This is a genomic window from Mesorhizobium sp. CA14, from assembly GCF_020165195.1.
Classification (GTDB): domain Bacteria; phylum Pseudomonadota; class Alphaproteobacteria; order Rhizobiales; family Rhizobiaceae; genus Mesorhizobium.
On record NZ_JAIUHR010000017.1, the window covers coordinates 1 to 23,523 of the forward strand.

Consider the following 23,523-nt stretch of genomic DNA (forward strand, 5'->3'; position numbering starts at 1 on the left):
CTTCTAACCGAGACATCGTTGGCGCTTCACGCGCGACGACCCCTTCTGGCCTGCCGGCCATCTCCCCCTCAAGGGGGGAGATTAGCTAGTCGCCGATTGACAGCGCACCCGAGCCCTCTCATATCTACCCGCGTTAATGTTCTCAGGGCGGGGTGAAAGTCCCCACCGGCGGTAAGAGCCTCGGCTCAAGCCCGCGAGCGCCTTCCGCGTAAACGGAAGGGTCAGCAGATCCGGTGCGATTCCGGAGCCGACGGTTACAGTCCGGATGGAAGAGAACGATCGCAGGAGACGGTCCGCTCGCGCGGGCCGCGTTTTTGCGTCGTGCGTCCTGATTCTGGTTCGAAACGGAAGGAGGACCCATGAATCAGCATTTCCCCAAAGACCATACTGCCCGTCGTATCGCCGTCATCAGGGCGCGCTGGCATGCCGATATCGTCGATCAATGCGTGCAGGCCTTTGAGGCTGAGCTTGCCGCGCTCGGCGGCTTCGCCGTCGAGGTCTTCGACGTGCCGGGCGCCTACGAGATTCCGCTGCACGCCAAGACGCTTGCCGAGACCGGCCGTTACGCCGCGATCCTCGGCACCGCCTTCGTCGTCAATGGCGGCATCTACCGGCACGACTTCGTGGCGAGCGCCGTCGTTGACGGCATGATGAACGTGCAGCTCGCGACCGGCGTGCCGGTGCTGTCGGCGGTGCTGACGCCGCACAGCTACCATGACAGCGCCGAGCATCACCGCTTCTTCCACGAGCATTTCATCGTGAAGGGCAAGGAAGCGGCGAGAGCCTGCGCCGAGATCCTCGCCGCACGCGCACGCATCGCCGCGTAAGTCCGAAAGCGCCTGATTTCAGCGCTGCAACAAGAATTGCGGCCGAAAAGGCTCCGAAAGGTTGCGGCAGGTCCGAAATCCGGCCAGAAGCAACGGGGCCGCCCGACGCCCGGGCGGCTCTTTCAAACACGGGCTCGAACCAGATACGGGAGACTATTCGTTGGCTCGCATCACACTGAGACAATTGCTCGACCATGCCGCCGAACATGGCTATGGCGTGCCTGCCTTCAACATGAACAATATGGAACAGGGGCTCGCCATCATGGAGGCGGCCGAGGAGACCAAGTCGCCGGTCATCCTGCAGGCCAGCCGCGGCGCGCGCGCCTATGCCAATGACGTGGTGCTGGCCAAGCTGATCGACGCGCTGGTCGAGATCCATCCCGACATCCCGGTCTGCATGCATCTCGACCACGGCAACAACGAAGCGACCTGCGTCACCGCCATCCAGTACGGCTTCACCTCGGTGATGATGGATGGCTCGCTGAAGGAGGACGGCAAGTCGCCGGCCGACTACGCCTATAATTCCGGCATCACGCGGCGTGTCGTCGACATGGCGCATTGGGGCGGCGTTTCGGTGGAAGGCGAGATCGGCGTGCTCGGCTCGCTGGAGAGCGGCGGCGGCGAGCAGGAAGACGGCCACGGCGTCGAGGGCGCGATCAGCCACGACCAGCTTTTGACCGACCCGGTGCAGGCCGAGCAATTCGTGCGCGACACGCATGTCGACGCGCTGGCGGTCGCGATGGGCACCAGCCACGGCGCCTATAAATTCTCGCGCAAGCCGGACGGCGCGGTGCTGGCGATGAACGTGATCGAGGAGATCCACCGCCGCCTGCCCAACATGCATCTGGTCATGCACGGCTCGTCCTCGGTGCCCGAGGAGCTGCAGGAGATCATCAACAAATATGGCGGCCAGATGAAGCCGACCTGGGGCGTGCCGGTGGAAGAGATCCAGCGCGGCATCAAGCATGGCGTGCGCAAGATCAACATCGACACCGACAACCGCATGGCGCTGACCGGCGCGATCCGCAAAGTGCTGAGCGAGAACCCGTCGGAGTTCGATCCGCGCAAATATCTGACGCCGGCGATGGCGGCGATGAAGAAGCTCTGCAAGGAGCGCTTCGAGCAGTTCGGCACCGCCGGCAACGCGCCGAAGATCAAGCCGATCCCGCTGGCCGACATGGCCAAGCGCTACAAGTCGGGCAGCCTCGACCCGAAATTCGGCTGAGCCAAATTGCCCGCGGCCGACCAAATCCGGTCGCGGGCACACTTTCAGCCGGTGGGTTCGCGGAACCACAACCCGGGAGATCGGTTCCTGCCCTGACCCCGTCCATGCCCACCCCAAGGCAAGGAGCGCTTCATGAGCAAGGATCGCGACAAGGAAGGCCCGGTCATTTCCGGGCAAGATGCTCGACAGGGTGAGATCATCCTGCGCACGCGCGCACGCCGCATCATTTTTATCGCCGGGCTTGTCGGCATCGTCGTGCTGGCACTGGTGCTAAGCATCGCCGTCCGATGAAGGACCGTTCGCGGCCCCACGGCGTCGAACTGCGCCGGCCACGGAACCATCGGCGGCCAAGCCTAGTTGAACGTTCCAGACGCAACGGAGGGGCTTAGGCCGCCCTGACCGACGATGTTCGAGCCGCTTTGCTGCGACATGCCGCTTCATCCGACCTGGCCGGACCTCGTAGCGCGGTTGTTGGCGACACTGGTCGCAGGTTTTCTCATCGGCTTGAACCGCGAAGCGCGCGGCCACTCCGCCGGATTGCGCACGACCATACTGGTCGGTCTTGCGGCATGTGTGGCCATGGTCCAGGCCAACATGCTGCTCGATGTTTCCGGCAAAGGGCCGGGCTCTTTCGTGCGCATGGACGTGATGCGTTTCGCGCTCGGCGTGCTCACCGGTGTCGGCTTCATCGGCGGCGGCGCCATCCTGCGGCGCGGTGATCTGGTCACCGGCGTCACCACCGCCGCCACGATGTGGATCATGACCATGATCGGGCTGGCCTTCGGCGGCGGTCAGTTCGGCCTCGGCGCGATCGCGACGGTGCTGACACTGGTGACGCTTCAGGGCTTGAAGTGGGTCGACCTCAAGATTTCACGCGACCACAAGGCGATCCTGTCGGTCTCATGGCCGAAAAACTCGCCCCCCGACCTCCAGGGCATGATACGGACGCTCGGCTACGAGGCTCGCCTTGTCAGCATGGAGCATGACCCCGGCGGCAACCGTTTCGTGTTTTCCTTCCAAATCCGATGGAAGCAGCCGGAAGCGGACCAACCTTCGACCGACGTGCTGGGCGTGGTCGGCAAGCATTGCACGGTTGAGCGGTTCGATATGACCGGCGAGAGGTCGTTCTGAGGGATTCGCACTGCCCTGTTTCGTCATCGGTACACGGCAGCGCCATCCGCGAGCAGCACCGCCCCGGTGACGACGACACTTGTCGGAGGCAAGGACAGACAGCAGGATGCGATGTCCTCGGCGGTTCCCCGCCCCATGAGATGAGGGAGAGGTCCGCCGGCGAATCCGAGACGGAAAGGGGAATACCCCAAGCGGTTGCCCCAGAACGCCCGAGGACAAGCCCCGCCCTTCCATACCTGCCTCTTCGCTTATTAACCACGCTCCGAGCAACGTGAACGTCGTTCATTTTTGTCTTGAACGGCGTTCACGATGTGCTATGGTGCACTTGAACGACGTTCAAGAAATGTATCCGACCTGAAACAAGCCTGTGCCGAGCCACACTCACGCTGAAACGAAAGGATCATATCGATGCTCGCTGACAGCCAAGCCCGCAAACAGTCGAGTGCCTGGAAGGCCTGGAAGCCGATCATGGGCGACAGATTCCAGGCACCAAGAACAACAAATAAATGGATTGGATTGAATCGCAGCAACGAAGCTTAACGGCTTTCCGATAAACAAGGCTCAAACCGCGCAAGTGTCCGCCCAGTCCAATCGGATTGCCAGCCGGACTTGCCCAATGGAAATTGCCATGAACACCCATCTGATGATGTCGCGGCGCTTCGCGCCTCTCTTCTGGACGCAGTTCCTCTCGGCCTTCAACGACAATTTCCTGAAGAACACGCTGGTGTTCCTCATTCTCTTCACGCTGGCGAAAGATCAGGCCGCGTCACTGGTGACGCTGGCGGGCGCTGTCTTCATGGCGCCCTTCCTGCTGCTTTCGGCGCTTGGCGGCGAGATCGCCGACCGCTTCGACAAGGCGCTGATCGCGCGCCGTTTGAAATTCACCGAGATCGCCGCGGCCGCCGTCGCCGTCGTCGGCATCGCGCTGTCGTCGATCCCGGTGCTGATGACGGCGCTCTTGATGTTCGGCATCATCTCGGCGCTGTTCGGGCCGATCAAATACGGCATCCTGCCGGATCATCTCGAGCGCAAGGAACTGCCGAAGGCCAATGCCTGGATCGAGTCGGCGACATTCGCGGCGATCCTGGGCGGCACCATCGCCGGCGGCGTCGTCTCCGCCGACGGCATCGGGGTCGCGGTGTTCGGGCCGATCATGATGGCGCTGGCCGTCGGCTGCTGGTTCGTCAGCCGCTACATCCCCACCACCGCTTCGGCCGCGCCCAACCTTGCCATCGACAAGAACATCCTCCGCTCGACCTGGCGCCAGGTCGCCGAACTGCGCACCGACACGCGCATCTGGCGCGCCGGCCTGATGACCTCGTGGTTCTGGCTGGTCGGCGCCATCGTGCTGTCGATCCTGCCGGCGATGATCAAGGATTCGCTCGGCGGCAACGAGATCGCCGTCACCGCCTATCTTGCGGTATTCGCCGTCTCGATCGCGGTCGGCTCGGCCATCGCCGCCTGGATGTCGCAGGGGCGCATGGTGCTGCTGCCGGCGCCGGTCGGCACCGCGCTGCTTGCGCTGTTCGGCCTGCATCTGGCCTGGACCATCGGCAGCATGCAGCATTCGCCGAAGGCCGAGACGCTTGCCGCCTTCTTCGCCGGCCCGAACACCATCCGTGTCGCCATCGACCTCGCCGGCATGGCCATCGCCGCCGCCTTCCTGGTGGTGCCGACCTTCGCCGCCGTGCAGGCCTGGTCGCCGGAAGCGCGCCGCGCCCGGGTCGTTGCCGCGGTGAGCATCGTCAATGCCGGCTTCATGACCGTCGGCGGCATCCTCGTCGCCGCGATCCAGGCTGCGGGCGTCTCGATTGCGGGTATCCTGTTCGGCCTCGTGGTCGCCAACGCGATCGCTGCCTGGCTGATGCTGAAATTCCTGCCAACCAACCCGTTCCGTGACTTCGTCTCCATCCTCTTCCGCGCCTTCCTGCGGCTGGAGGTCGAGGGCATCGAAAACCTCAAGGCGGCCGGCAAGGCGCCGATCCTGGCCCTCAACCATGTCAGCTTCCTCGACGGCCCGCTGGCGCTGACGCTGACCGACGAGGAGCCGGTCTTCGCCATCGATTACACGATCGCCCAGGCCTGGTGGATGAAGCCGTTCATGAAGCTCGCCCGGGCGCTGCCGCTCAATCCGGCAAAGCCGATGTCGACCCGCACGCTGATCAAGGTCGTGCAGGGCGGCGATCCGCTGGTCATCTTCCCGGAAGGCCGCATCACGGTCACCGGCGGCCTGATGAAGGTCTATGACGGCGCCGCCATGGTTGCCGACAAGACCGGGTCGATGGTGGTGCCGGTGCGCATCGAGGGGCTGGAGAAGAGCTACTTCTCGCGGCTGACCTCGCAGCATGTGCGCCATCGCCTGTTCCCGAAGGTCAAGGTGACCATACTGGAACCGGTGAGGCTCGAAGTCGCGCAGGAACTGAAGGGCCGCCAGCGCCGCGCCGCTGCGGGCTCCGCGCTCTACCAGGTGATGTCGGACCTCGTCTTCCGCACCCAGGACATCGACAACACGGTGCTGGAGAAGATCATCGAGACGGCTAACGAGCGTGGCATGAAGGAGCTCGCCGTGCAGGATCCGGTCACCGGTTCGCTGAGCTACGGCAAACTGCTGACGGCCGCCGCGGTGCTTGGCGAGAAGTTCGAGCATCTCTATGCCGGCCAGCAGACGCTGGGCATCATGCTGCCCAACGCCAATGGTGCCTGCGCGGCACTTCTCGGCGTGATGTCGGCCGGCAAGGTCCCGGCGATGATCAACTTCACCGCCGGTGCCGCGAACATCCTGTCGGCCTGCAAAGCGGCCGAGGTGCGGGCCGTACTCACCTCCCGCGCCTTTGTCGAGCAGGCAAAGCTCGGGCCGGTGGTGGAGGAGATCGGCCGTTCGGTCGACATCATCTGGCTCGACGATTTGCGGGCCACGATCGGCCTCAAGGACAAGCTGCTCGGCCTGTTGCGCAGGACGACACCGCGGGTGGCGCGCAAGGCGGACGATCCGGCAGCGATCCTGTTCACCTCAGGCTCGGAAGGCACGCCCAAGGGCGTGGTGCTCACCCACCGCAACATCCTGGCCAATGCCGCCCAGGCCGCCTCGCGCATCGACTTCCATTCAGGCGACAAGGTGTTCAACGTGCTGCCGATCTTCCACTCCTTCGGCATGACGGCGGGCACGGTGCTGCCGCTGATCTCCGGCGTGCCGGTCTATTTCTATCCCTCGCCGCTGCACTACCGCATCGTGCCGGAACTGATCTATGCGTCGAACGCCACGATCATTTTCGGCACCGACACGTTCCTGTCGGGCTATGCCCGCACGGCACACCCTTACGACTTCCGTTCGGTGCGTTACTGTTTCGCCGGCGCGGAACCGGTCAAGGCCGCCACACGCACGACTTACATGGAGAAGTTCGGCTTGCGCATCCTGGAAGGCTATGGCGTGACCGAAACCGCGCCGGTGATCGCCATCAACACACCGATGTACAACAAGTCGGGCAGCGTCGGTAAAATCATGCCCGGCATGGAATACCGCCTCGAGCCGGTGCCCGGCGTCGACGAGGGCGGCCGGCTCTTCGTGCGCGGCCCGAACGTCATGGCCGGCTATCTGCGCACCGAGAATCCGGGCGTGATCGAGTCGCTGAAGGACGGCTGGCACGACACCGGCGACGTCGTGACAGTTGACGACGCGGGCTTCATCTCGATCCGCGGCCGCGCCAAGCGCTTCGCCAAGATCGGCGGCGAGATGGTCTCGCTTGCGGCGGTCGAGGCGCTGGCCGGCGAACTCTGGAAAGGCTCGCTGTCGGCCGTGGCCACGCTGCCCGACGCGCGCAAGGGCGAGAAGCTGATCCTGATCACGGAAGCGCCGAACGCCACCCGCGCCGACTTCCTGGCCTTCGCCAAGGCGAACGGCGCCATGGATCTGATGGTGCCGGCCGAAGTGCGCGTCGTGGCGAAAGTGCCGGTGCTCGGTTCCGGCAAGCTCGACTTCGCCGGCGTGACCAGGATGGTGCGCGGCGACGAAGAACTGAAGGTCAAGGCCGCCTGACCTGAACGTGCGAACAGGCCCGCGGCAAGCGCGGGCCTGTTCGTCCCGGCCGGCAGGTCCGGTCGAGATGTCAACTCAGGCCGCGTATCTTGCCATGACGGGCTGCCTCGACCACTGGGCATACCAGGTGTCGAACAGCTTGAGCTGCTGCTCGGCATAGCCGCGCTGGCTGTCGCTCAGCGCATCCGTCTCGTTGAAGTGCAGCCTGTATTCGGGATTACCCTTCAGCACCATCATGTGCTTGAAATAGAGCACGAGGTCCGGACCTTCGTCGAAAGAGGACAGCACGGCCAACGCCGCGTCCAGTTCCTGCGCCAGCCGGCGCGCTTCGGCATCGCCCTTGGCCGCCGCCTGGCTGAGGCCCACCAGATGCAGCACTTCCTTGGGCAGGACATTTCCGATGCCGGTGATGGCGCCGGATGCCCCGCAATTGACGAAGCCGTGGAAGACGGCGGTGTCGACGCCGATCATCAGCGCAATCTCATCGTCGCGGCTGGTGATGTTTTCCGCCGCATAGCGCAAATCCGCCGGGCCGCCGAACTCCTTGAAGCCGACCAGGTTCGGATGCTCGGCGCGCAGCGCGAAGAAGAGATCGGCGCGTGTGGCAAAGCCATAATAGGGACTGTTGTAGATGACGGCCGGCAGGTCGGGCGCGGCGGCAAGGATCGCCTTGAAATGATGGCGCTGCGCCGTCACCGACGGCCCGCGCGACAGAACGCGCGGAATCACCATCAGGCCCCGCGCGCCGACCTTTTGCGCATGGGCGGCGTGCGCCACGGCGCTGGCGGTGTTGACCGCGCCGGTGCCGACGATCACCGGGACGCCGGTTTTCACCAGGCGCTCGACGCCTTCCATGCGCTGCGCATCGGTCAGCAGCGGCCAGTCGCCCATGGAGCCGCAATAGACGACGGCCGACATGCCAGCGGCGATCAGCTCGCGCCCCTTGCGCACCAGCGCGTCGAAGTCGGGAAGCCGGTCATCGGTGCAAGGCGTCATCAGCGCCGGCATGCAGCCGGAAAAAACATTGGCGAGCATTTTCGAAGTCTCCTTGAGGCAGGCATCCGGAATGACCAGTTTGGCCCGGCGCGGCACCGCTTGCCAAGCGGATAGTCGCTTTTCCGGCTGAAGCGAGCCTCAAACAGTCACCACGATCTTGCCGAACTGTTCCCCTGCTTCCAGAAAGCGGTGCGCCTCGGCGATCTCCTCGAACGGAAACGTCCTCGCGATGACCGGCTTCAGCGCGCCTGAGGCGAGGCCATCGAGGATGAAGGCCTTGGCGGCTTCAAGCCGGGCGGGATCGCCGGTGATCTCGTGGACGAGGTAGCCGCGCAGCGTCAACGTCTTCGCCAGGACGTCGAACAGCGGGAACGGCGTCGGCTCGGGGCTGAGGCCGCCATATTCGATGAGAATGCCACCGCGCGCCATCGCCGCCGTCAGCGGAGTGAAGATCGGGCCGCCGACCGGGTCGAGGACGACGCGCACGCCGTGCGGCGCGATCTCCCTCAGCCGCGCCTCGAGGTCTTCCTCCTGCGAGGTCACGACATAAGCGGCGCCGGCACCGAGCAACGCCATCTTCTTGGCCGATGTCCGCGTCACGGCGATCGGTACGGCGCCAATTATGTTGGCGATCTGGATGGCGGCGAGCCCGACGCTGCTCGAGGCCGCGGTGATGACGACGGGCTCGCCGCGGTCGAGACCGGCGATGTCGATCAACGCACCATAGGCGGTGAGATATTGCATCCATGTCGCGGCGGCGGCCTCGAACGAAAGCGACGGCGGATGTTTTACCACAAGCTTGGCCGGAAAATTCACGAGCTCGCCATAGGCCGGCCAGCGCGCCATCGAGCGCGGCGGGATGACGCTGACCGCATCACCCAGTGCGAAGACTTCCACGCCGGCTCCCACCGCCTCGACGATCCCCGCCGCTTCGAGACCGAGTCCGGACGGCAGCGTCGGCCTCTCGATATAAGAGCCGCTGCGCATCGAGGTTTCGGCGCGGTTCAAGCCCAGCGCCCTGACGCGGATCCGGACCTCGCCGGGGTCTGGCGGCGGAACCTCCATATCCTCGATGCGAAGCACCTCTGGACCGCCGTGACTGTGAAAGCGGACAACCCTTGCCATGCCTGCAACTCCAAATCCATTCGATGGAATGGACTATGCAGAGGCATCGAGAACCGATAAATCGGCACGCAGGCAGAACAGTCGAAACGATTGGTTTTGAATATGGACCGCCTCGAAAGCATGGACGTGTTCGTCAAGGCTGTCGATCTCGGCTCATTCGCGGCCGCCGCGGCGGCGCTCGACCTCTATGCGGCTGGAAGTCTCACGCCTTTCACACTGTAGAGCGCAGAAGAGCCTGCATGTGTTCTGGCAGGTCGAGCTCGCCGCGCGCCTCGACCTTCAGAAGATATCGGGCCTTGGCCAGGCGGTCGCCTTCCTTGACCGCCCGATAGGCGCAGATGGCCAGCAGCGCCCTCTCCTCCGCTCGGCCGGCCTCGATGTGGTCACGGCCGCGCCTTTTGTGGATGGCCTTGCCGAACGCTGCATAGGTTGCCTTGTGCGCCTCAATCAGGGCGACCAGGTCCTCGGATGGTTGCTGGTTACGCTTTAGCGCCTTCGTGCTGTGACCGTTTGCTGCGACGGTCGAGGCGACGACCGCGCAGCCGGAGTGAAAGAGCAAGGCGCGGCGGCTGATCCTGGGCGTGGCGAACTCTCCTCTTCATCTCACGGCAGGCCCGAGCGGATGCCGTGAACATCACCAGCACCGTAACACAATGGTTCGCGCATTCATGTCAGGATGGATAGCGAGGAAATGCGCTTGAGGTTCGAGCGCGCGGAATTCGAGCAGACGACCGCCGACCGGGACCGCAGCCGGTGAAGGGGTCAACATCCAAATGCAGACCGAGCGCATCGCCGGTCTGATCGGTGGATTCCCGACGCAGATAAGAAAAAGGCCGGGCGCGAAAGCGGCCCGGCCAAAGTATGAAGGTCATAACCTTCAGAGGGGAACATCGCCCGGCGCAATGGGAGGAAAACACCGAGCGATGCTCCTTATTTGGGGCCTGAACGGCGTATTTTCCACGAACAGAATTCCAAAAAAGAGCGAAATCGCGAAAAAATCTCGCTCAATCATCAGGAATCGTCAGTCGGCGACCGATGCTTTTTCCAGAAGATCGGCATAGTGACGCCGCGCCACGTCGGGATGCGACCTCAGCCGGCTTTTCAGCACGTTGGTCCCGACATTGCGGAAGAGCGGATTGTCGGGGTCGCTGGCCGGGCCGCGCGCTTCGGCCGCCAGTTCCTCGGGCAGATCGAGCAGCGGGATGGTGGCGTCAAGCCGGGCGCTGAAGAAGAACGGCACCGAAATCCGTTCGACGCCGGCCGGCGGCGTGACGACGCGATGCACGGTGGCTCTGAGATAGCCGTTCGAGGGAGCTCAAGCAGCTCTCCGATATTGACGACGAGCGTTCGCGGGATCGGGTCGACATCCACCCAGCTGCCGTCATACTCGACCTGCAGGCCCTTGTTCTCGTCCTGCAGCAGAAGCGTGAGAAAGCCGCCATCCTTATGCGCGCCGACGCCCTGGTCGTCGCCGGTGGCATTGCGGCCGGGATAGCGCACGATCTTCATGCGGTGGTTCGGTTCGCCGCGATAGATCGGATCGAAAGCGTCCTCCGGCTGGTCGAGCGACAGCGCGAAGGCCTTGAGCAGCCGGATCGCCACATCGGTCGACTTGGCCTGCCAGGCAAGCAGCGCGGGCTTGAGATCGGGGAGCGCGGCCGGCCACTGGTTCGGGCCCTGCAGCCGCGTCCAGGCCGGCACGCCTGGCCCTTGCGGAATGGTCGCGCGTTCGACGCCGATGTCGAGCTGTTCGCGCCAGTCGGCCTTGCCCCTGGTCAGCTCGCCGCCGGCGGGCGTATAGCCGCGAAACTGCGGCGACTTCACCATTTCGATGTCGAGCTTGTCGGCCTCCGGCAAGGCAAAGAAGCGGCGCGCGGCGCCCAGCACCGCATCGATCTCCGGCTGGGTGATGCCGTGGCCGCTCAGATAGAAGAAACCGACATCGCGGGCTGCGGTGCGCAGATCGAGCAAGAATGTCCGCAGTTCCGATGCGCCCTGCTCCAGGCGGTCGAGATCGAGCACCGGAATTATTCTTGCCATGGACAGGCTCCTCTTGGCGGCAACTCTTTGTTTTTTCGCGATTCCGGACGGAAAACCGCTGCGCACTTTCTCGGAATTGCTCCAGCGACCCCGCGGCACGATGACATGCGCGCCATTGCGGGTGAAGAAACGCACCACCCAATCTCGCTGCAAACGAAGCAAGCCGGCGCTCAATTCCCGGCTTTTGCGGCAAATTGCGTTCGCGCCGCCATCTCGTGTCCGCGCTCTATCCGCGATGGTCCAGCCGAGCGACAAGGCGGTCGCCAATCCACTGGATGCCGCAGACGAGCACAATGAGCACGACGACCACGGCGACCATGACGCTGGTCTCGAAACGCTGATAGCCGTAGCGGATGGCCAGGTCGCCGAGACCGCCGGCGCCGATGGCGCCGGCCATGGCCGAAGCGCCGACAAGCGTCACGAGCGTCACCGAGAAGCCGGCGACGATGCCCGGCAGCGCCTCCGGCACCAGCACCTCGCGGATGATCGTCCAGCGGTTGCCGCCCATGGCGCGCGCCGCCTCGATCAGGCCGTGATCGACCTCGCGCAGCGACACTTCGGCCATGCGGGCGTAGTAGGGTGTGGCGGCGATCGACAATGGCACGATCGCCGCCCATGTGCCGATCGAGGTGCCGACGATCAGGCGCGTCACCGGGATCAGCGCCACCAGCAAAATGATGAAGGGAACCGAACGAAAGCCGTTGATGATGGCGCCGAGACTGCGGTTGACCCAAAGGCTCTCGGCGATGCCGCCGCGATCGGTGGCGACCAAGGCAAGGCCGAGCGGCAGGCCGAAGACCAGAGAGATGAGACCCGACGCGCCGGTCATCAGCACGGTCTCCCAGATCGAGCGAAGCAGGAGTTCAAACAGGACCGGCGACATGGCCAAGCACCTCCACCCGCGCGCCGCGGTCCTTGAGGAATGTCGTCACTTGCGCAAGATGCGCGGCTTCAGCGCCGGCAACAGCCAGGAACAGCGTGCCGACGGGCTGGCCTTGGACATGATCGACGCCGCCCTGCACCAGGCGAAACTGGCCTGGCACCGCCGCGGCAAGATCGGAAAGCAAAGCACCGCGCGCGGCCTCGCCGGCGACATCGATCCGGAGAATCGTTTCCGCGCCTACGCCCGGAGCCAGCCGGCTGGCGATCTCGGGCGGCAATTGCGGCCGGATGCTGCCGAGCAGGCTGCGGGTGATCTCCGATTTCGGATTGGCGAAGACCTGCCAGACGGCGCCCTCCTCGACGATCCGGCCGGCATCGATCACCGCCACACGGTCGGCTATCGAACGGATCACCTCCATCTCATGCGTGATGAGCAGGATTGTAAGACCGAGCCTGGAATTGATGTCCTTAAGCAGCGCCAGGATCGAGCGCGTCGTCTCCGGATCGAGCGCCGAGGTCGCCTCGTCCGACAAGAGCAACGCCGGTCGGGCGGCAAGCGCCCGGGCGATGCCGACACGCTGCTTCTGTCCGCCCGACAGCGACGCCGGATAGGCCTTGGCCTTCTCCGACAGGCCGACGAGCTGCAGCAGTTCCGCCGCGCGCGCCATACGCTCGGCGCGCGGGCGGCCTTCGATCTTGAGCGGCAGCGCGACATTCTCCTCGACTGTCTTGGCCGACAGCAGGTTGAAGTGCTGGAACACCATGCCGATGCGGCGACGCAGCGGCTGCAGCTCGCGCTCGCCCAGACGGCCGATCTCGCGGCCCTCAATGAAGACCTCGCCGGAATCGGCCCGCTCCAGCCCGTTCAGGCAGCGGATCAGCGTCGACTTGCCGGCGCCGCTGCGGCCGATGATGCCGACGATCTCGCCCTTCTGAACAGTCAGCGAGACGCCGTCGAGCGCCGGCGTCGCCCCGAAGCGGCGCTTCAGGCCGACGAGGCGGACAACGTCTTCCCGCCCGGTCGGCTGGATGTGGATCGGATCGGCGCGTTCGGCCGTGACATGCTGGTTCATTTCTATGTCCGTTTCTGTGCCGCGCAAACGCCACGGCGGCCCGCTCAGCAGCGGGCCGCCTATCTCTGCCAGCCAGGCCCCGATCAATAGGCGCTGATCCCGGTGCCCTTGTAGACCTTGTCGAACTCGGCCTTGACGGTCTCGTTCTGGTAGGAGGCGACCAGCGTCTTCACCCAGGGCTCGTTCTCGCTGCCCGCCTTGACAGCGATGAAGTTGCGATAGGGATTGTCGGCCACGGGCTCCTGCGCGATGCGGTTTTCAGGGCCGAGGCCGCTCTTCAGCGCCCAGTCTGTGTTGACGACGGCGGCGTCGAGATCGTCCACCGAGCGGCCGACGATGCCGGCGTCGAGTTCCTTGATCTCGAGCTTCTTCGGGTTGTCGGCAATGTCGGCGGTTGTCGCCAGGATGCCGGTGCCATCCTTGAGCTTGATCAGGCCTTCATGTTCCAAGACATGCAGCGCGCGGCCTTCGTTGGACGGATCGTTCGGCAGGCCGATCACCGCGCCTTCCGGCAGGTCGGCGACCTTGGCATGCTTCTTCGAATAAAGCCCGATCGGCCAGACGCCGGTATAGCCGACCGGCACGATGTGGTAGCCTTGCGTCTTGATCTGGTTGTCGAGATAGGGCTTGTGCTGGAAAGCGTTGGCGTCGATCTCGCCGCGCTCCAGCGCCTCGTTCGGCTGGGTGTAATCGTTGAAGACGACGGTCTCGATGGTCAGCCCTTTCTTGGCTGCCTCGGCCGTGACGACGCGCCAAACATCCTCATCCTCGCCGCTGATGATGCCGACCTTGATCGACTTCTTGTCCTCGGCGAAGGATGGCGACGGCGCACCAAGGCCGATGACCGCCAATGTCGTGGCGAGAAATGCCGCCAATCCGGCGCGCCTGGTGATTGACATAACGAGAGACTTTGAAGCGTCGGACATGATGCGTTCCTTGCAATCCTGAAATCAGTTCGGCTTGGCGGAATGCGAAGCCTTGTTCACAGCATCACCAATGCTGCCCGGCTGGGCAAAGAAGCGCTTTTCCTCTCGGACGGGAGGCGGAAAATATTCTCTCAAAGATTTTGACACTTGGAGAACACCGGCTGCTCGCAAGCCGGCTATGATCCGGTGAAGGCCGAAGCGGTAACGCTTACGAGGCCCGCTGCGCGGCAGCTCAAGCGGCCATACCCCGCAGGCGAGCCACAGTTGGCAGGCCTCTCGCTTCCTGAATGCCGAAGCCCAATCGTGCCAGGCAGGCTCGTGCGAGGGCCGCATTGCTGTCGACGACCAGCAGCCCATTCGAATCGTTCAGGCTGGCCGCCACCACCGACAATTCGGTGCAGCCGAGAAGCGCTGCATCGGCGCCGGCCATTTGCGCGAGATGAAGCGCGCGCTCGGTCTCGGCCGCGGCTTCCGGAATCGAACCGGCCTTGACGAGCATGATCGCCCTGTCGACGCGCTCCTGAAACTCGGCGTCCTGCGGAAGGCAGAGGTCGAATCCCGCCGCCGATATCCTGTGCTGATAGAAGCCGGAGACCAGGGTGCCCCGGGTTGCGAGGTTCGCAACCCTGCCCCGGTCCAGGCTGCGGCGGATTTCCGCCACCACCGCGTCGCCGATGTGGATGATCTCGGCTGGCGAGTTCGCCGCCAGCTTGTCGTACCAATGATGTGCGGTGTTGCAGGGCATGACGATACAGTCAACACCGAGCGCGTTGAGCGTTGCGACCGCAGCTTGCAGCGGCGCAAGAGGCCCGTCATGGCCAGCCAGAATCGCTTCGGTCCTGTCGGGCAGTTGCGGCACGCTGAGGATGACGGAAGGCACATGCTCGTTGTCGCGCAGCGCCTCGGTCATCCGGGTCAGCTTGAAGTAGAAGTCGGCCGATGCAAGCGGCCCGAGACCGCCGATGATGCCAAGCCGCGGACGGATGCCGTCGTCGATCATCGGGCGGGCTCGGCTTCGAGCTCTTGTGCGACGGCTTCAGCAGCCTGCGCCGCTTCCCGATGGCTGGGCGCGATCATTGCCGTGCTTGCGGCCACGGTGGAGACGCTGGACAGCGTCATCAGCGTGTCCACGGCCGCGTCCACCGCGACGAACAGGACGAACGCCGCCTCGAAGGGAAGCTTCAGATTGCCACAGACAATGGACATCTGCGACAGGATGAGCAGGCTGCCCATGCCGCCTGTCGTCAGCGCCAGAAGCGCGGAGACGACACCGACGAGCAAGAGGTCCGGGATCGCCAGCGGATGGCCGTAGAGCTGGGCGATGAACAGGACGCCCGAGGTGTAGACCAGCGCCGGGCCGGTCCGCAGCAGCGCCGCCTGCAGCGGCACGAGCAGCTCGACGACCACCAGGTTGAACCTCAGGCGCTCTGTCAAAAGGTTGATGACCCAAGGCAGCGAGGCGACCGTGGAGCGCGTTGTGATGGCCACCATCAGAAGCGGCTGAAGGGTCTTGATCGTGGCCCAGTAGCTTCGCCGCGAGCGTATGGCGATGACGGCAAACGCGCCGGCGAGGAATGTCACGCAGGAAAGGCCCATCACCAGCAGGTAGCCGCCCATCAGCATCAGCGGCTTGATGCCGGTAGACGCGGTCTGGTCGGCGATCAGGATGAAGGTCGCGAAGGGCAATCCCCAGACGAACCAGTTGGTCAGCACCGTACAGGCCTTGTACACCGCGTTGAGCGCCTGTGAGAGGCTGAGCGACGAGGGCTGGGGGATCTTGCCCATTGCAAGCCCGAAAAGCAGGCAGAACAACAGGACCTGGATGGTCTGGCCCGAGGCCAGCGCGTTGAAGACGTTGTTCGGCACCAGATCCAGGAAGATCGAATGTCCGCTGTTCGGATCCCCGGTCGGCGGCGGGAGCTGGAAGGGGAATGCGAGATCGGTGGAGACGCTGCCTTGCGAATTGATGAACTCGCCGAGCTCGATGCGCGACTGCGGGTTCTCGATCTGGCCGGGCTTGAGGATCAGCGAATAGGTGCCGCTGACCAGCACGGCGAGGAACGACACGACCAGTACCGCTATGCCGACTTTGCCGAGATAGCGGACCGATTTCGGGTCCTGGACCATGGCCGTGATCGAGAAGATGACGGACGAGACCAGATAGGGCAGGACGACCATCTTGAGGAAATTCAGATAGACCTGCGCGATGGGGCTGATCGCATGGGCGAAGGCCGGGTAATAGAGGCCGCACAGGATCCCGGCCAGGATCATGATGATCGTCGTCGTCGGCGAGCGCAGGATGCGCTTTGCCGCCAGGCGCCAATCGAAAGGCATGGCTGCGGCTACATCCGAGACGGCCATTGTCAGGCTTTGCTCCCCTGGCGATAACGCGCGATGATCTCGTCGGTGTTGAGGACCTGCTGGCCTCGCGCGAGATCGAGATAGAGATCGACGAAGGCCGCCAGATGCGGGTTGGCTGGGCTGATGCCGACCGCGATCGTGTCGACCTTGTCGGTCAGCGTGATCGAGCGCGCGACCACCGTCATCGACGGATCGTCGACCATCAGCTTTTTGATCTCGAAATCGTCGCGATAGGCGAGGTCGATCGCACCGTTGCGGATCGCATCGATGACCGTGCTCCAGCCGGCGAAGCGCTGGATCGTTGCGTGCGGAAACGTGGCGGCCGCGTAGGCGGCGAAGGACGAACCTTCGATCACGCCGAGATAGCCGGAGAAATCACGGATGATCTGTTCAGCCGGCTTGCCCTGCGTGATGCGGGCCAGGTTTACGCGGTTGGCGAGCAGGCCCTGGTGCAGCATGGCGTAGGGCCGTGAATAGAGGATCGAGCGGCCGCGCCGGAGGGTGCGGCTGAGCTTGCCGATCGCCAGGTCCGCCTCACCGGAGGTCAGCTTTTGCACCATGGCGTCGAAGGTCACGGCGGACCGGTCGAACAGCGGTTCGACGCCAAGCTCGGCGGCTATGCCGCGCGCAAGGTCCATATCGATGCCGTTGTCCCCCGAGCCGTCGGCCGGAAAGAACGGATCCGACGCGAAGGCCGGCATGGCGATGCGCAGCTTGTTGTCGCTGACAATGGGTTTGGGAGCGTCTTGCGCCTGGGCCGGCGTGGCCACGGCTTGCGCCTGCGCGAGCAGCAGCCCTCCGCCTCCGGCTGCAAACAGCGTGCGACGTGTAAGCGGCATGCGCATTTCTCTATCGTGCAGGAGAGCCGGACAACAATTCTGACCAATACGCAGTATGCATGCCGAAGTTAAGTAAAGGTATCTTTTGTTTTGCGCCTTTTTACATTGCAGACCGCTAAAATGGCTTCATGATACATGCAGACTTTCTAAAGTTAACGAGTCCGCAGCCAGGCGTGTCGTCGCGCGGTTCGTGCGATGGATCGTCAGAACGTCTCGACCCAGGGCCTCAGCTCGACCTCGAAGCTCCAGGCGCTGCGATGCTGGCGATGGACGGCGAGATAGGTCTCTGCGATCGCGTCGGGCGAGAGGTGACGATCCGGACGGTCGGGCTCGGGCGCCTGTCCGGCCGGCTCGATCTGGCCGTCGATGATGAAATGCGCGACATGGATGTTCTTCGGCGCGAGCTCGCGCGCCATCGATTGCGCCAGCCCGCGCAGGCCGAATTTCGGCATGGCGAAACCGGCCGAGCCGGAGAAGCCCTTGAGGCTTGCCGTGGCGCCGGTGAACAGGATCGAGCCGGAGCCGCGCGCCAGGAGCCGGCGCGCCGCCTGCTGGCCGATCAGAAAGCCGCCATAGGCACCGACGAGCAGGGCTTGCTTGACCGCCTCGGGATCGAGCTCGGCGATCGGGCCGCGCGTGCGGCCGCTGGCGTTGAAGACGGCAATTTCGAGGGAACCGGCCTTGTCGGCCGCCTCGAAGAGCCGCTCGACGGAGGCTGCGTCCGATACGTCTGTTTCCACGGCCTGCGCGCCGGTTTCCTTGACCAGCGCGTCCAGTTTGCCGACGTTGCGCGCGGCAAGGACGACGCCGAAACCCTCCTTGGCGAGAAGCCGCGCCAGCGAGGCACTTAGTCCGGAGCCGGCGCCCGCGATCAATGCGACTTTGGCTGTCATGGCGTTTCCTCCTTGGGATAGCTCGATGTCGGGTCCACAGGCTCGCGCCTTCGGCGGCAAGAGGCAAGAACGTGGTTGCTCGATTTTCGCCATTTGGCGCAAAAGGCGGCCAGTAAGGTGAAAGACTTGCCTGCCGCGCCGATCCGTCCGACACGTGGTTGGACGACGATTCGGGGACAAGACCATGGAATCAATCTGGGCCGTCGGCCTGATGACCGGCACGGTGCTCGACGGCCATATCGACGTGGCGCTGATCAAGACGGACGGCGAGCGCATCGCCGACACCGGCACCTACACGCTGGCCCCCTACCCGCAACCGATCCGCGCCCTGCTCGAGGAAACGCTGCGCCAGGCGCGCGCCTGGAATTTCGAGGGACCGGAGCCGGAGATCTTCCGCGAGGCCGAGGAGGCGCTGACGCACGCGCAGTCGGCGGCGGTCAAGGATCTGGTCGAGAGCCAGGGGATGAGCATGGCCGATATCGGCATCGTCGGCTTCCACGGCCAGACGGTGCTGCATCGCGCTCCGCAGCCGGGACGCATCGGCCGCACGCGCCAGCTGGGCGATGGCGAGCTGATGGCCTCGCTGCTCGGCACCAAGGTCGCCTATGATTTCCGCTCGGCCGATGTCGCGGCCGGCGGGCAAGGCGCCCCCTTGGCTGCCGCCTACCATGCAGCGCTGCTGAAGGAAGCCGATCCGAGCGGCGACACCGCCGTGCTCAATCTCGGCGGCGTCGGCAACATCACCTGGTGGGACGGTAAGGACAATATCGTCGCCTTCGACACGGGTCCGGCGAACGCGCCGGTGAACGATTTCATCAAGGCCAAGGGCCTCGGCGAGATGGACCGCGACGGCAGGCTGGCTGCCGCCGGCAAGGTCGACGAGGAACGGCTCGCCAGGCTCCTGCAGCATCCGTACCTGACGAAGCCCTATCCGAAATCGCTCGACCGCTTCGACTTTACCGCGGCGATGGCCGAGGGGCTTGGCGCGGAGGATGGCGCGGCGACGCTGACGGCCTTCATCGTGTCGGCCGTCGGCAAGGCGCTCGACCTGTTGCCGCGTCGCCCGAAGCGGCTCGCGGTCAGCGGCGGCGGCCGCCACAATCCGACAATGATGGCAATGCTCGAAAGCCGCGCCGGCGTCGAAGTGGTGCAGGCCGAGACGCTCGGATGGAAGGGCGATGCCGTCGAGGCGGAATGTTTCGCTTTCCTCGCCGTGCGCGTGCTGCGCGGCCTGCCGATCAGCTTTCCGAGCACCACCGGCGCGCCCGAGCCGCTGCGCGGCGGAAAACTGGCGGGCTGATCAGGACGACAGCTTCTTTTGCAGGAAGGTGCGGCTGCGGCCGGCCGGGAAATCCGGCAGCTCGCCGAACGGCTTGTAGCCTTGGCGCCGATAGACCTTTTCGGCGATCGGGTTGAAGGTGTCGATCCAGGCGCCGTGGCAACCGCGCGCGATCGCCTCCCGTTCGGCGGCGTCGAGCATGCCAGCGGCAATGCCTTTTCCGCGCTGTTTTTCGTCGACCCACAGCCACTGCACATAGAGCCAGCCCCAGGCGGTGTAGCCGGAAATACCGGCAACGAGGGCGCCGGTTTCGCCGCGCACGAAAATCGCGAGCGACTTTCGGCCTGACGCTCCGACATCGGCATCGTTGAAAGCGGTGAGGCTTCCGCTCAGGAAAGCGAGGTCCTGCGGCGAGGGCTCGGCGGTGATCTCGAGGCTTGTCTTCATCGCGGTTTTCGCTCCGGCCGATATTGCGCCAAGCCATAGCGAAGGACCCAAGGTTTCGGCAAGCCAGCCACGACCCGCAAAAAAATTTCCCCATCACGTATCCCGGAGCGCGCCTCGTACGTCCTAGGCGCTTCATCACGCAGCAGGAGAAACTTTGATGAGGAAATTGATCGTCGGCAGCTTCGTTTCGCTCGACGGCGTTATCGAAGCGCCCATGACCTGGGCACCGCCCTTCTTTGTCGGAGACGCGCTGGAGCATTCCTATCAGAAGGCCGGCGAAGTGGAGTATTTCCTGCTCGGCCGCGTGACCTACGAGCTGTTTTCCAGCCGGTGGCCGCAAATCCAGGGCAAGTACATGGACCGCATGAATGGGCTGAAGAAGCTGGTCGCGTCGCGCAGCCTGAAGGAGGTCGGCTGGAATGCTTCCCTGATCGAAGGCGACGTTACGAAGGGCCTCGCCGCGATCAAGGCGCAAGGCGGCGGCGACATACTGAAATACGGCATCAGCCAGCTCGATCAGACCCTGCTCGCCGGCGGTCTCGTCGACGAATATCAGCTGTCGATCCTGCCGATCCGGGTCGGCCAAGGAAAGCGCGCCTTCCAGGACGTCGATCCGTCCCTGGTCAGGTTGGAGCTCACGGACACGCGCCGGTTCGAAAGCGGCATCGTGACGCTCACCTATCGCGTGCTGAAATGACGTGGGCGCAAAGTCGACATACTGGTTGCCGAGCGAATCCGTCAGGCGGCACGTATCCTTTTCTCACCGCCATACGTCTTGGAACCGGCCGGCGATCGTGCCGGGCGCCAAACCTGGGGACTATTGGGCTATGTTGAAGACCTACGCAGGAAGCTGCCATTGCGGCAAGGTGCGGTTCGAGGCCGATATCGACCTCAGCCAGGGAACCGTCAAATGCAATTGCTCGACCTGCACCAAAACGCGCTCCTGGGTGGGCTTCGTCGGTCCTCGGCAATTTCGTCTTGTGTCCGGGGCCGAAGCGCAGACCGAATACCGGTGGACTCCGCCAGGCAGGGAAGCGCCCAGCGTCCACTATCACTTCTGCGCGACCTGCGGCGTGCGCATGCCGGCGCGTGGCGATGTTCCGGCACTTGGCGGCATCGTCTACGCCATTCCGATGGCGGCTCTCGACGGGATAGACCCCGAAGAGCTAGCTGCGGCGCCGGTGAGGCATGTCGACGGCAGACATGATCGCTTCGATCGGGCTCCCGACGACATAAGGCTGATGTAACATGACGGAGCTTGCGCCGCGGGACGCGCATAACGGTGTTCGTGTTGTCATGACGATGCAGCCAAGGCTTGAACCTACGGGACTCTTCGACGTTCGCTATGCCGCATTCTTAGAAACGGTCGCGCATTTGCGGGAACGGCTGCACCGCTATTGCACGCGCATGACGGGCTCGGCGCTCGACGGCGAGGACGTCATGCAGGAAACGCTATTCGAGATCTATCGCAAGATCGAGATGATCGACGATCCGGGCGCGCTTCGCTCGTGGCTGTTTCGCACCGCGCACAACCGCTGCATCGACTTCCTGCGCAACCGGCAAACGCGGCGACGCGCCGAAACCAATTTTGCCATCGACGAGATCGTTCTGCCGGCGGAACCCGCTGGCCAGGGCACCGATCGCGCCATCGAACGGCTGGTGATCCACCTGCCGCCGAAGGAGCGGGCCTGCATTCTGCTGAAGGACGTCTTCGACCATTCGCTCGAAGAGATCGCCGACCTCGTCGGGTCGACGATCGGCGGCGTCAAGGCCGCCTTGAGCCGCGGCCGCGCCAAGCTGGCAGCGCTGCCGAGCCAGTCAGTCGTTCGTTCCGAGCCTTCGCCGGATCCACAGCTTTCAAGGCTGCTCAACCGCTATGTCGAACTCTTCAACCGCCGGGACTGGGAGGGCGTGCGGGCACTGACCAGCGCGGACGCACAGTTGCGGGTATCGGACTGCTTCAGGGGGCCTTTGTCGGATTCGATCTACTTCGTCGAATATGAAAAGGGCAAAGCGAACTGGCGGATAGCCATCGGCGCGGTGGATGACGAAATCGTGCTGCTCGTGCTCCACCGAGGCGAAGCAGGCTGGGTACCGGCCTATCCGGTTCGGATCGAAGCGACCGGGGATGCCGTCGTTCGGATCAGCGACTATTATGCATGCTCGTGGCTGCTAAGAGCGGCGCGCATGGTTGTCGTTGCGGATCCGAACTGTGACCGTTCAGCCCGCTGACCGCCACGCCGCTGCGCCCGCCGCCACCAGCATCAGTGCCGCCGCGATCAAGGCGCAGTTGGCGAAGCCGAGGCTCGTGTAGAGCGGGCCGAAGCCTGCCGTGCCGACGGTGACGGCGAGATAGGTGACCGCGCTGTTCAGGCCCATGATGGTGCCGCGCCGCGACGGGTCGAGCGCGGTGAGGCGCATGACCAGCACGTTCAGTCCGAAATGGTTGGCAAGGCCCCAGACGGCGATCGTCGCGATCAGCAGGCCGAAGCCGCCGCTCGCCAACGCGATCGCGACATAGACTGAGGCGACGAGAAGATAGGCGAAAGGCATGACGCGGCGGGCGCCGAGCCGGTCGATGATGCCATCGAGCAAGGCGGCCGCGCCGAAACCGAGGCCATAGGCGACCGCCGCCAGGCCGTTGGCGCTGACCGGCTCGCCGAGCGCTTGGTGGAGATGATCGCCGAGATAGCCGTAGACGCCGTAGAAGGCGGTCATGAAGGCACCGCAGGCAATGAGCAGCGGCAGGATGCCGAGAACGGCGAGCGCGCCAAGCGGCGACGGCGCGGGGCCGCTTTTCCTACTATCGTGCAGCGAGCTCATGGCCAAGCCGGCGACGGCCGCTCCTGCGAGCAGCGCAACGGCCGCGAAGACCGCGCGCCAGTGGATGAGATCGGCAATCACGGCCGACAGCGAGACGCCGGCGACCATGGAAAGCGTCCAGCCGGTCAGCACCACCCCGATGGTGCCGCTTTCGCGGCCAGGCGGCGCGATCGCGGCCGAGCTGGCATAGATCGCCGGCATGGCGATGCCGGCGGCGATGCCGGCAACGAGCTGGGCGGCCACCAGCATCGTCACCGTCGGCGCCAAAGCGCTGGCGACCAGCGCGATGGCCAGCAGCAGCAATGCGCCCTGCAGTATGCGGCGCGCGCCGATCCGGTCGATGTAGCGGGCAAGGAAGAGCGCGCTGGCCGACGTGCCGAGGCCGAAGGCAGCGGCAGCCGTCATCACCGCCGGCACGCTGGCCCCGAACGATGCCGCGACAGCGGGCGCGATCGGCCCCAGAACCAGCGAATTGGAGCCGATGACGGCGATGCAGCCGGTCAGCAGATAGGCGGCTGCGGGGATCGGCGCGCGGGGCGCCTCGGTTATAATTGCTGATTGATTGCTGTTCGACATATGATCATAATGACCGAATTAAATTCCGCAACAACGGAGAATTTCCA

The 23,523-nt window shown here is 64.5% G+C and carries 22 protein-coding genes, 1 pseudogene and 1 riboswitch; of the genes and pseudogenes, 10 read left to right on the plus strand and 13 right to left on the minus strand.

Annotated elements, in window-relative coordinates:
* The first annotated feature begins 134 nt into the window (after nucleotides 1-134).
* Nucleotides 135-281: riboswitch (FMN riboswitch) on the plus strand.
* Nucleotides 282-359: 78 nt separating this feature from the next.
* The 5 genes from LB565_RS18080 to LB565_RS18100 all read left to right on the plus strand — a co-directional run bounded on the left by LB565_RS18080 (nucleotide 360) and on the right by LB565_RS18100 (nucleotide 7,216).
* Nucleotides 360-827 carry a 6,7-dimethyl-8-ribityllumazine synthase gene (locus tag LB565_RS18080; RefSeq protein WP_224586306.1) on the plus strand — a complete coding sequence of 156 codons (468 nt, stop codon included), beginning with the start codon at nucleotides 360-362 and terminating at the stop codon, nucleotides 825-827.
* Between the two features lie 160 nt (nucleotides 828-987).
* Nucleotides 988-2,052: a class II fructose-bisphosphate aldolase gene (gene fba, locus LB565_RS18085; RefSeq protein ID WP_224586308.1), complete on the plus strand. Its 1,065-nt coding sequence runs from the start codon at nucleotides 988-990 to the stop codon at nucleotides 2,050-2,052.
* Nucleotides 2,053-2,184: 132 nt separating this feature from the next.
* Complete coding sequence (locus LB565_RS18090) at nucleotides 2,185-2,343, plus strand: peptide ABC transporter permease (protein WP_224586310.1); 159 nt, start codon at nucleotides 2,185-2,187, stop codon at nucleotides 2,341-2,343.
* A 114-nt stretch (nucleotides 2,344-2,457) separates the two neighbouring features.
* Nucleotides 2,458-3,183 (plus strand): MgtC/SapB family protein, encoded by a 726-nt coding sequence (locus LB565_RS18095; RefSeq protein ID WP_224586312.1) that lies wholly within the window; start codon nucleotides 2,458-2,460, stop codon nucleotides 3,181-3,183.
* A gap of 628 nt (nucleotides 3,184-3,811) precedes the next feature.
* Nucleotides 3,812-7,216, plus strand: a complete 3,405-nt coding sequence (locus LB565_RS18100; protein ID WP_224586313.1) for an acyl-[ACP]--phospholipid O-acyltransferase — start codon at nucleotides 3,812-3,814, stop codon at nucleotides 7,214-7,216.
* Nucleotides 7,217-7,291: 75 nt separating this feature from the next.
* On the opposite strand, the gene LB565_RS18105 is transcribed toward LB565_RS18100, so the two are convergent.
* The 3 genes from LB565_RS18105 to LB565_RS18115 all read right to left on the minus strand — a co-directional run bounded on the left by LB565_RS18105 (nucleotide 7,292) and on the right by LB565_RS18115 (nucleotide 9,896).
* Nucleotides 7,292-8,251: a dihydrodipicolinate synthase family protein gene (locus tag LB565_RS18105; protein WP_224586316.1), complete on the minus strand. Its 960-nt coding sequence runs from the start codon at nucleotides 8,249-8,251 to the stop codon at nucleotides 7,292-7,294.
* A 99-nt stretch (nucleotides 8,252-8,350) separates the two neighbouring features.
* Complete coding sequence (locus LB565_RS18110) at nucleotides 8,351-9,337, minus strand: zinc-dependent alcohol dehydrogenase family protein (protein ID WP_224586318.1); 987 nt, start codon at nucleotides 9,335-9,337, stop codon at nucleotides 8,351-8,353.
* Between the two features lie 211 nt (nucleotides 9,338-9,548).
* Nucleotides 9,549-9,896, minus strand: a complete 348-nt coding sequence (locus LB565_RS18115; protein ID WP_224586320.1) for a hypothetical protein — start codon at nucleotides 9,894-9,896, stop codon at nucleotides 9,549-9,551.
* Between the two features lie 214 nt (nucleotides 9,897-10,110).
* Here LB565_RS18115 and LB565_RS18120 point away from each other — a divergent pair, with 214 nt between their 5' ends.
* Complete coding sequence (locus LB565_RS18120; RefSeq protein ID WP_224586498.1) at nucleotides 10,111-10,398, plus strand: hypothetical protein; 288 nt, start codon at nucleotides 10,111-10,113, stop codon at nucleotides 10,396-10,398.
* Here LB565_RS18120 and LB565_RS18125 read toward each other — a convergent pair.
* From LB565_RS18125 to LB565_RS18160, 8 genes and pseudogenes are all read right to left on the minus strand, one after another.
* Nucleotides 10,359-11,377 (minus strand): annotated as a pseudogene (locus tag LB565_RS18125) (isopenicillin N synthase family dioxygenase). The gene LB565_RS18120 and the pseudogene LB565_RS18125 overlap by 40 nt on opposite strands.
* Before the next feature lie 226 nt (nucleotides 11,378-11,603).
* A complete protein-coding gene (locus LB565_RS18130; protein WP_224586322.1) occupies nucleotides 11,604-12,260 on the minus strand; it encodes a methionine ABC transporter permease in 657 nt (218 codons plus the stop codon).
* Nucleotides 12,241-13,332, minus strand: coding sequence for a methionine ABC transporter ATP-binding protein (locus tag LB565_RS18135; RefSeq protein ID WP_224586324.1), 1,092 nt, complete (start codon nucleotides 13,330-13,332; stop codon nucleotides 12,241-12,243). The genes LB565_RS18130 and LB565_RS18135 overlap by 20 nt, the downstream gene beginning before the upstream one ends.
* An 83-nt stretch (nucleotides 13,333-13,415) precedes the next feature.
* Entirely contained in the window at nucleotides 13,416-14,258 is an 843-nt protein-coding gene (locus LB565_RS18140; protein WP_224586326.1) for a MetQ/NlpA family ABC transporter substrate-binding protein, read from the minus strand.
* Nucleotides 14,259-14,490: 232 nt separating this feature from the next.
* The gene (locus LB565_RS18145; protein WP_224586327.1) at nucleotides 14,491-15,258 is read right to left on the minus strand and encodes an aspartate/glutamate racemase family protein; all 768 of its coding nucleotides are present in this window, start codon (nucleotides 15,256-15,258) and stop codon (nucleotides 14,491-14,493) included.
* Nucleotides 15,255-16,619 carry a dicarboxylate/amino acid:cation symporter gene (locus LB565_RS18150; protein ID WP_224586329.1) on the minus strand — a complete coding sequence of 455 codons (1,365 nt, stop codon included), beginning with the start codon at nucleotides 16,617-16,619 and terminating at the stop codon, nucleotides 15,255-15,257. The genes LB565_RS18145 and LB565_RS18150 overlap by 4 nt, the downstream gene beginning before the upstream one ends.
* A 2-nt stretch (nucleotides 16,620-16,621) precedes the next feature.
* A complete protein-coding gene (locus LB565_RS18155) occupies nucleotides 16,622-17,458 on the minus strand; it encodes a substrate-binding periplasmic protein (protein ID WP_224586330.1) in 837 nt (278 codons plus the stop codon).
* Between the two features lie 203 nt (nucleotides 17,459-17,661).
* Nucleotides 17,662-18,351: an SDR family NAD(P)-dependent oxidoreductase gene (locus LB565_RS18160; protein ID WP_224586333.1), complete on the minus strand. Its 690-nt coding sequence runs from the start codon at nucleotides 18,349-18,351 to the stop codon at nucleotides 17,662-17,664.
* Nucleotides 18,352-18,535: 184 nt separating this feature from the next.
* Between LB565_RS18160 and LB565_RS18165 the strand changes: the two genes are divergently transcribed.
* Entirely contained in the window at nucleotides 18,536-19,651 is a 1,116-nt protein-coding gene (locus LB565_RS18165; RefSeq protein WP_224586335.1) for an anhydro-N-acetylmuramic acid kinase, read from the plus strand.
* On the opposite strand, the gene LB565_RS18170 is transcribed toward LB565_RS18165, so the two are convergent.
* The gene (locus LB565_RS18170; protein ID WP_224586337.1) at nucleotides 19,652-20,077 is read right to left on the minus strand and encodes a GNAT family N-acetyltransferase; all 426 of its coding nucleotides are present in this window, start codon (nucleotides 20,075-20,077) and stop codon (nucleotides 19,652-19,654) included.
* A 157-nt stretch (nucleotides 20,078-20,234) separates the two neighbouring features.
* Between LB565_RS18170 and LB565_RS18175 the strand changes: the two genes are divergently transcribed.
* From LB565_RS18175 to LB565_RS18185, 3 genes are all read left to right on the plus strand, one after another.
* Nucleotides 20,235-20,774 (plus strand): dihydrofolate reductase family protein, encoded by a 540-nt coding sequence (locus tag LB565_RS18175; protein WP_224586339.1) that lies wholly within the window; start codon nucleotides 20,235-20,237, stop codon nucleotides 20,772-20,774.
* Between the two features lie 130 nt (nucleotides 20,775-20,904).
* On the plus strand, nucleotides 20,905-21,324 hold the full coding sequence (locus tag LB565_RS18180) for a GFA family protein (protein ID WP_224586341.1): 420 nt from the start codon (nucleotides 20,905-20,907) through the stop codon (nucleotides 21,322-21,324).
* 1 nt (nucleotide 21,325) lies between these two features.
* Nucleotides 21,326-22,309 (plus strand): RNA polymerase sigma factor, encoded by a 984-nt coding sequence (locus tag LB565_RS18185; protein ID WP_224586343.1) that lies wholly within the window; start codon nucleotides 21,326-21,328, stop codon nucleotides 22,307-22,309.
* Here LB565_RS18185 and LB565_RS18190 read toward each other — a convergent pair.
* Nucleotides 22,298-23,476, minus strand: a complete 1,179-nt coding sequence (locus LB565_RS18190) for an MFS transporter (protein WP_224586344.1) — start codon at nucleotides 23,474-23,476, stop codon at nucleotides 22,298-22,300. The two genes, LB565_RS18185 and LB565_RS18190, sit on opposite strands and share 12 nt — an antisense overlap.
* Nucleotides 23,477-23,523 lie beyond the last annotated feature (47 nt).

What these genes read in the sequence shown, in the direction of transcription:
- LB565_RS18135 (WP_224586324.1), bottom strand. Translation starts at nt 13,332, where the DNA reads ATGAACCAGCATGTCACGGCCGAACGCGCCGATCCGATCCACATCCAG.
- LB565_RS18140 (WP_224586326.1), bottom strand. Translation starts at nt 14,258, where the DNA reads ATGTCCGACGCTTCAAAGTCTCTCGTTATGTCAATCACCAGGCGCGCC.
- LB565_RS18185 (WP_224586343.1), top strand. Translation starts at nt 21,326, where the DNA reads ATGACGGAGCTTGCGCCGCGGGACGCGCATAACGGTGTTCGTGTTGTC.
- LB565_RS18080 (WP_224586306.1), top strand. Translation starts at nt 360, where the DNA reads ATGAATCAGCATTTCCCCAAAGACCATACTGCCCGTCGTATCGCCGTC.
- LB565_RS18145 (WP_224586327.1), bottom strand. Translation starts at nt 15,258, where the DNA reads ATGATCGACGACGGCATCCGTCCGCGGCTTGGCATCATCGGCGGTCTC.
- LB565_RS18175 (WP_224586339.1), top strand. Translation starts at nt 20,235, where the DNA reads ATGAGGAAATTGATCGTCGGCAGCTTCGTTTCGCTCGACGGCGTTATC.
- LB565_RS18150 (WP_224586329.1), bottom strand. Translation starts at nt 16,619, where the DNA reads ATGGCCGTCTCGGATGTAGCCGCAGCCATGCCTTTCGATTGGCGCCTG.
- LB565_RS18095 (WP_224586312.1), top strand. Translation starts at nt 2,458, where the DNA reads ATGTTCGAGCCGCTTTGCTGCGACATGCCGCTTCATCCGACCTGGCCG.
- LB565_RS18155 (WP_224586330.1), bottom strand. Translation starts at nt 17,458, where the DNA reads ATGCCGCTTACACGTCGCACGCTGTTTGCAGCCGGAGGCGGAGGGCTG.
- LB565_RS18130 (WP_224586322.1), bottom strand. Translation starts at nt 12,260, where the DNA reads ATGTCGCCGGTCCTGTTTGAACTCCTGCTTCGCTCGATCTGGGAGACC.
- LB565_RS18160 (WP_224586333.1), bottom strand. Translation starts at nt 18,351, where the DNA reads ATGACAGCCAAAGTCGCATTGATCGCGGGCGCCGGCTCCGGACTAAGT.
- LB565_RS18090 (WP_224586310.1), top strand. Translation starts at nt 2,185, where the DNA reads ATGAGCAAGGATCGCGACAAGGAAGGCCCGGTCATTTCCGGGCAAGAT.
- LB565_RS18170 (WP_224586337.1), bottom strand. Translation starts at nt 20,077, where the DNA reads ATGAAGACAAGCCTCGAGATCACCGCCGAGCCCTCGCCGCAGGACCTC.
- LB565_RS18100 (WP_224586313.1), top strand. Translation starts at nt 3,812, where the DNA reads ATGAACACCCATCTGATGATGTCGCGGCGCTTCGCGCCTCTCTTCTGG.
- LB565_RS18105 (WP_224586316.1), bottom strand. Translation starts at nt 8,251, where the DNA reads ATGCTCGCCAATGTTTTTTCCGGCTGCATGCCGGCGCTGATGACGCCT.
- LB565_RS18180 (WP_224586341.1), top strand. Translation starts at nt 20,905, where the DNA reads ATGTTGAAGACCTACGCAGGAAGCTGCCATTGCGGCAAGGTGCGGTTC.
- LB565_RS18165 (WP_224586335.1), top strand. Translation starts at nt 18,536, where the DNA reads ATGGAATCAATCTGGGCCGTCGGCCTGATGACCGGCACGGTGCTCGAC.
- LB565_RS18190 (WP_224586344.1), bottom strand. Translation starts at nt 23,476, where the DNA reads ATGTCGAACAGCAATCAATCAGCAATTATAACCGAGGCGCCCCGCGCG.
- LB565_RS18120 (WP_224586498.1), top strand. Translation starts at nt 10,111, where the DNA reads ATGCAGACCGAGCGCATCGCCGGTCTGATCGGTGGATTCCCGACGCAG.
- LB565_RS18110 (WP_224586318.1), bottom strand. Translation starts at nt 9,337, where the DNA reads ATGGCAAGGGTTGTCCGCTTTCACAGTCACGGCGGTCCAGAGGTGCTT.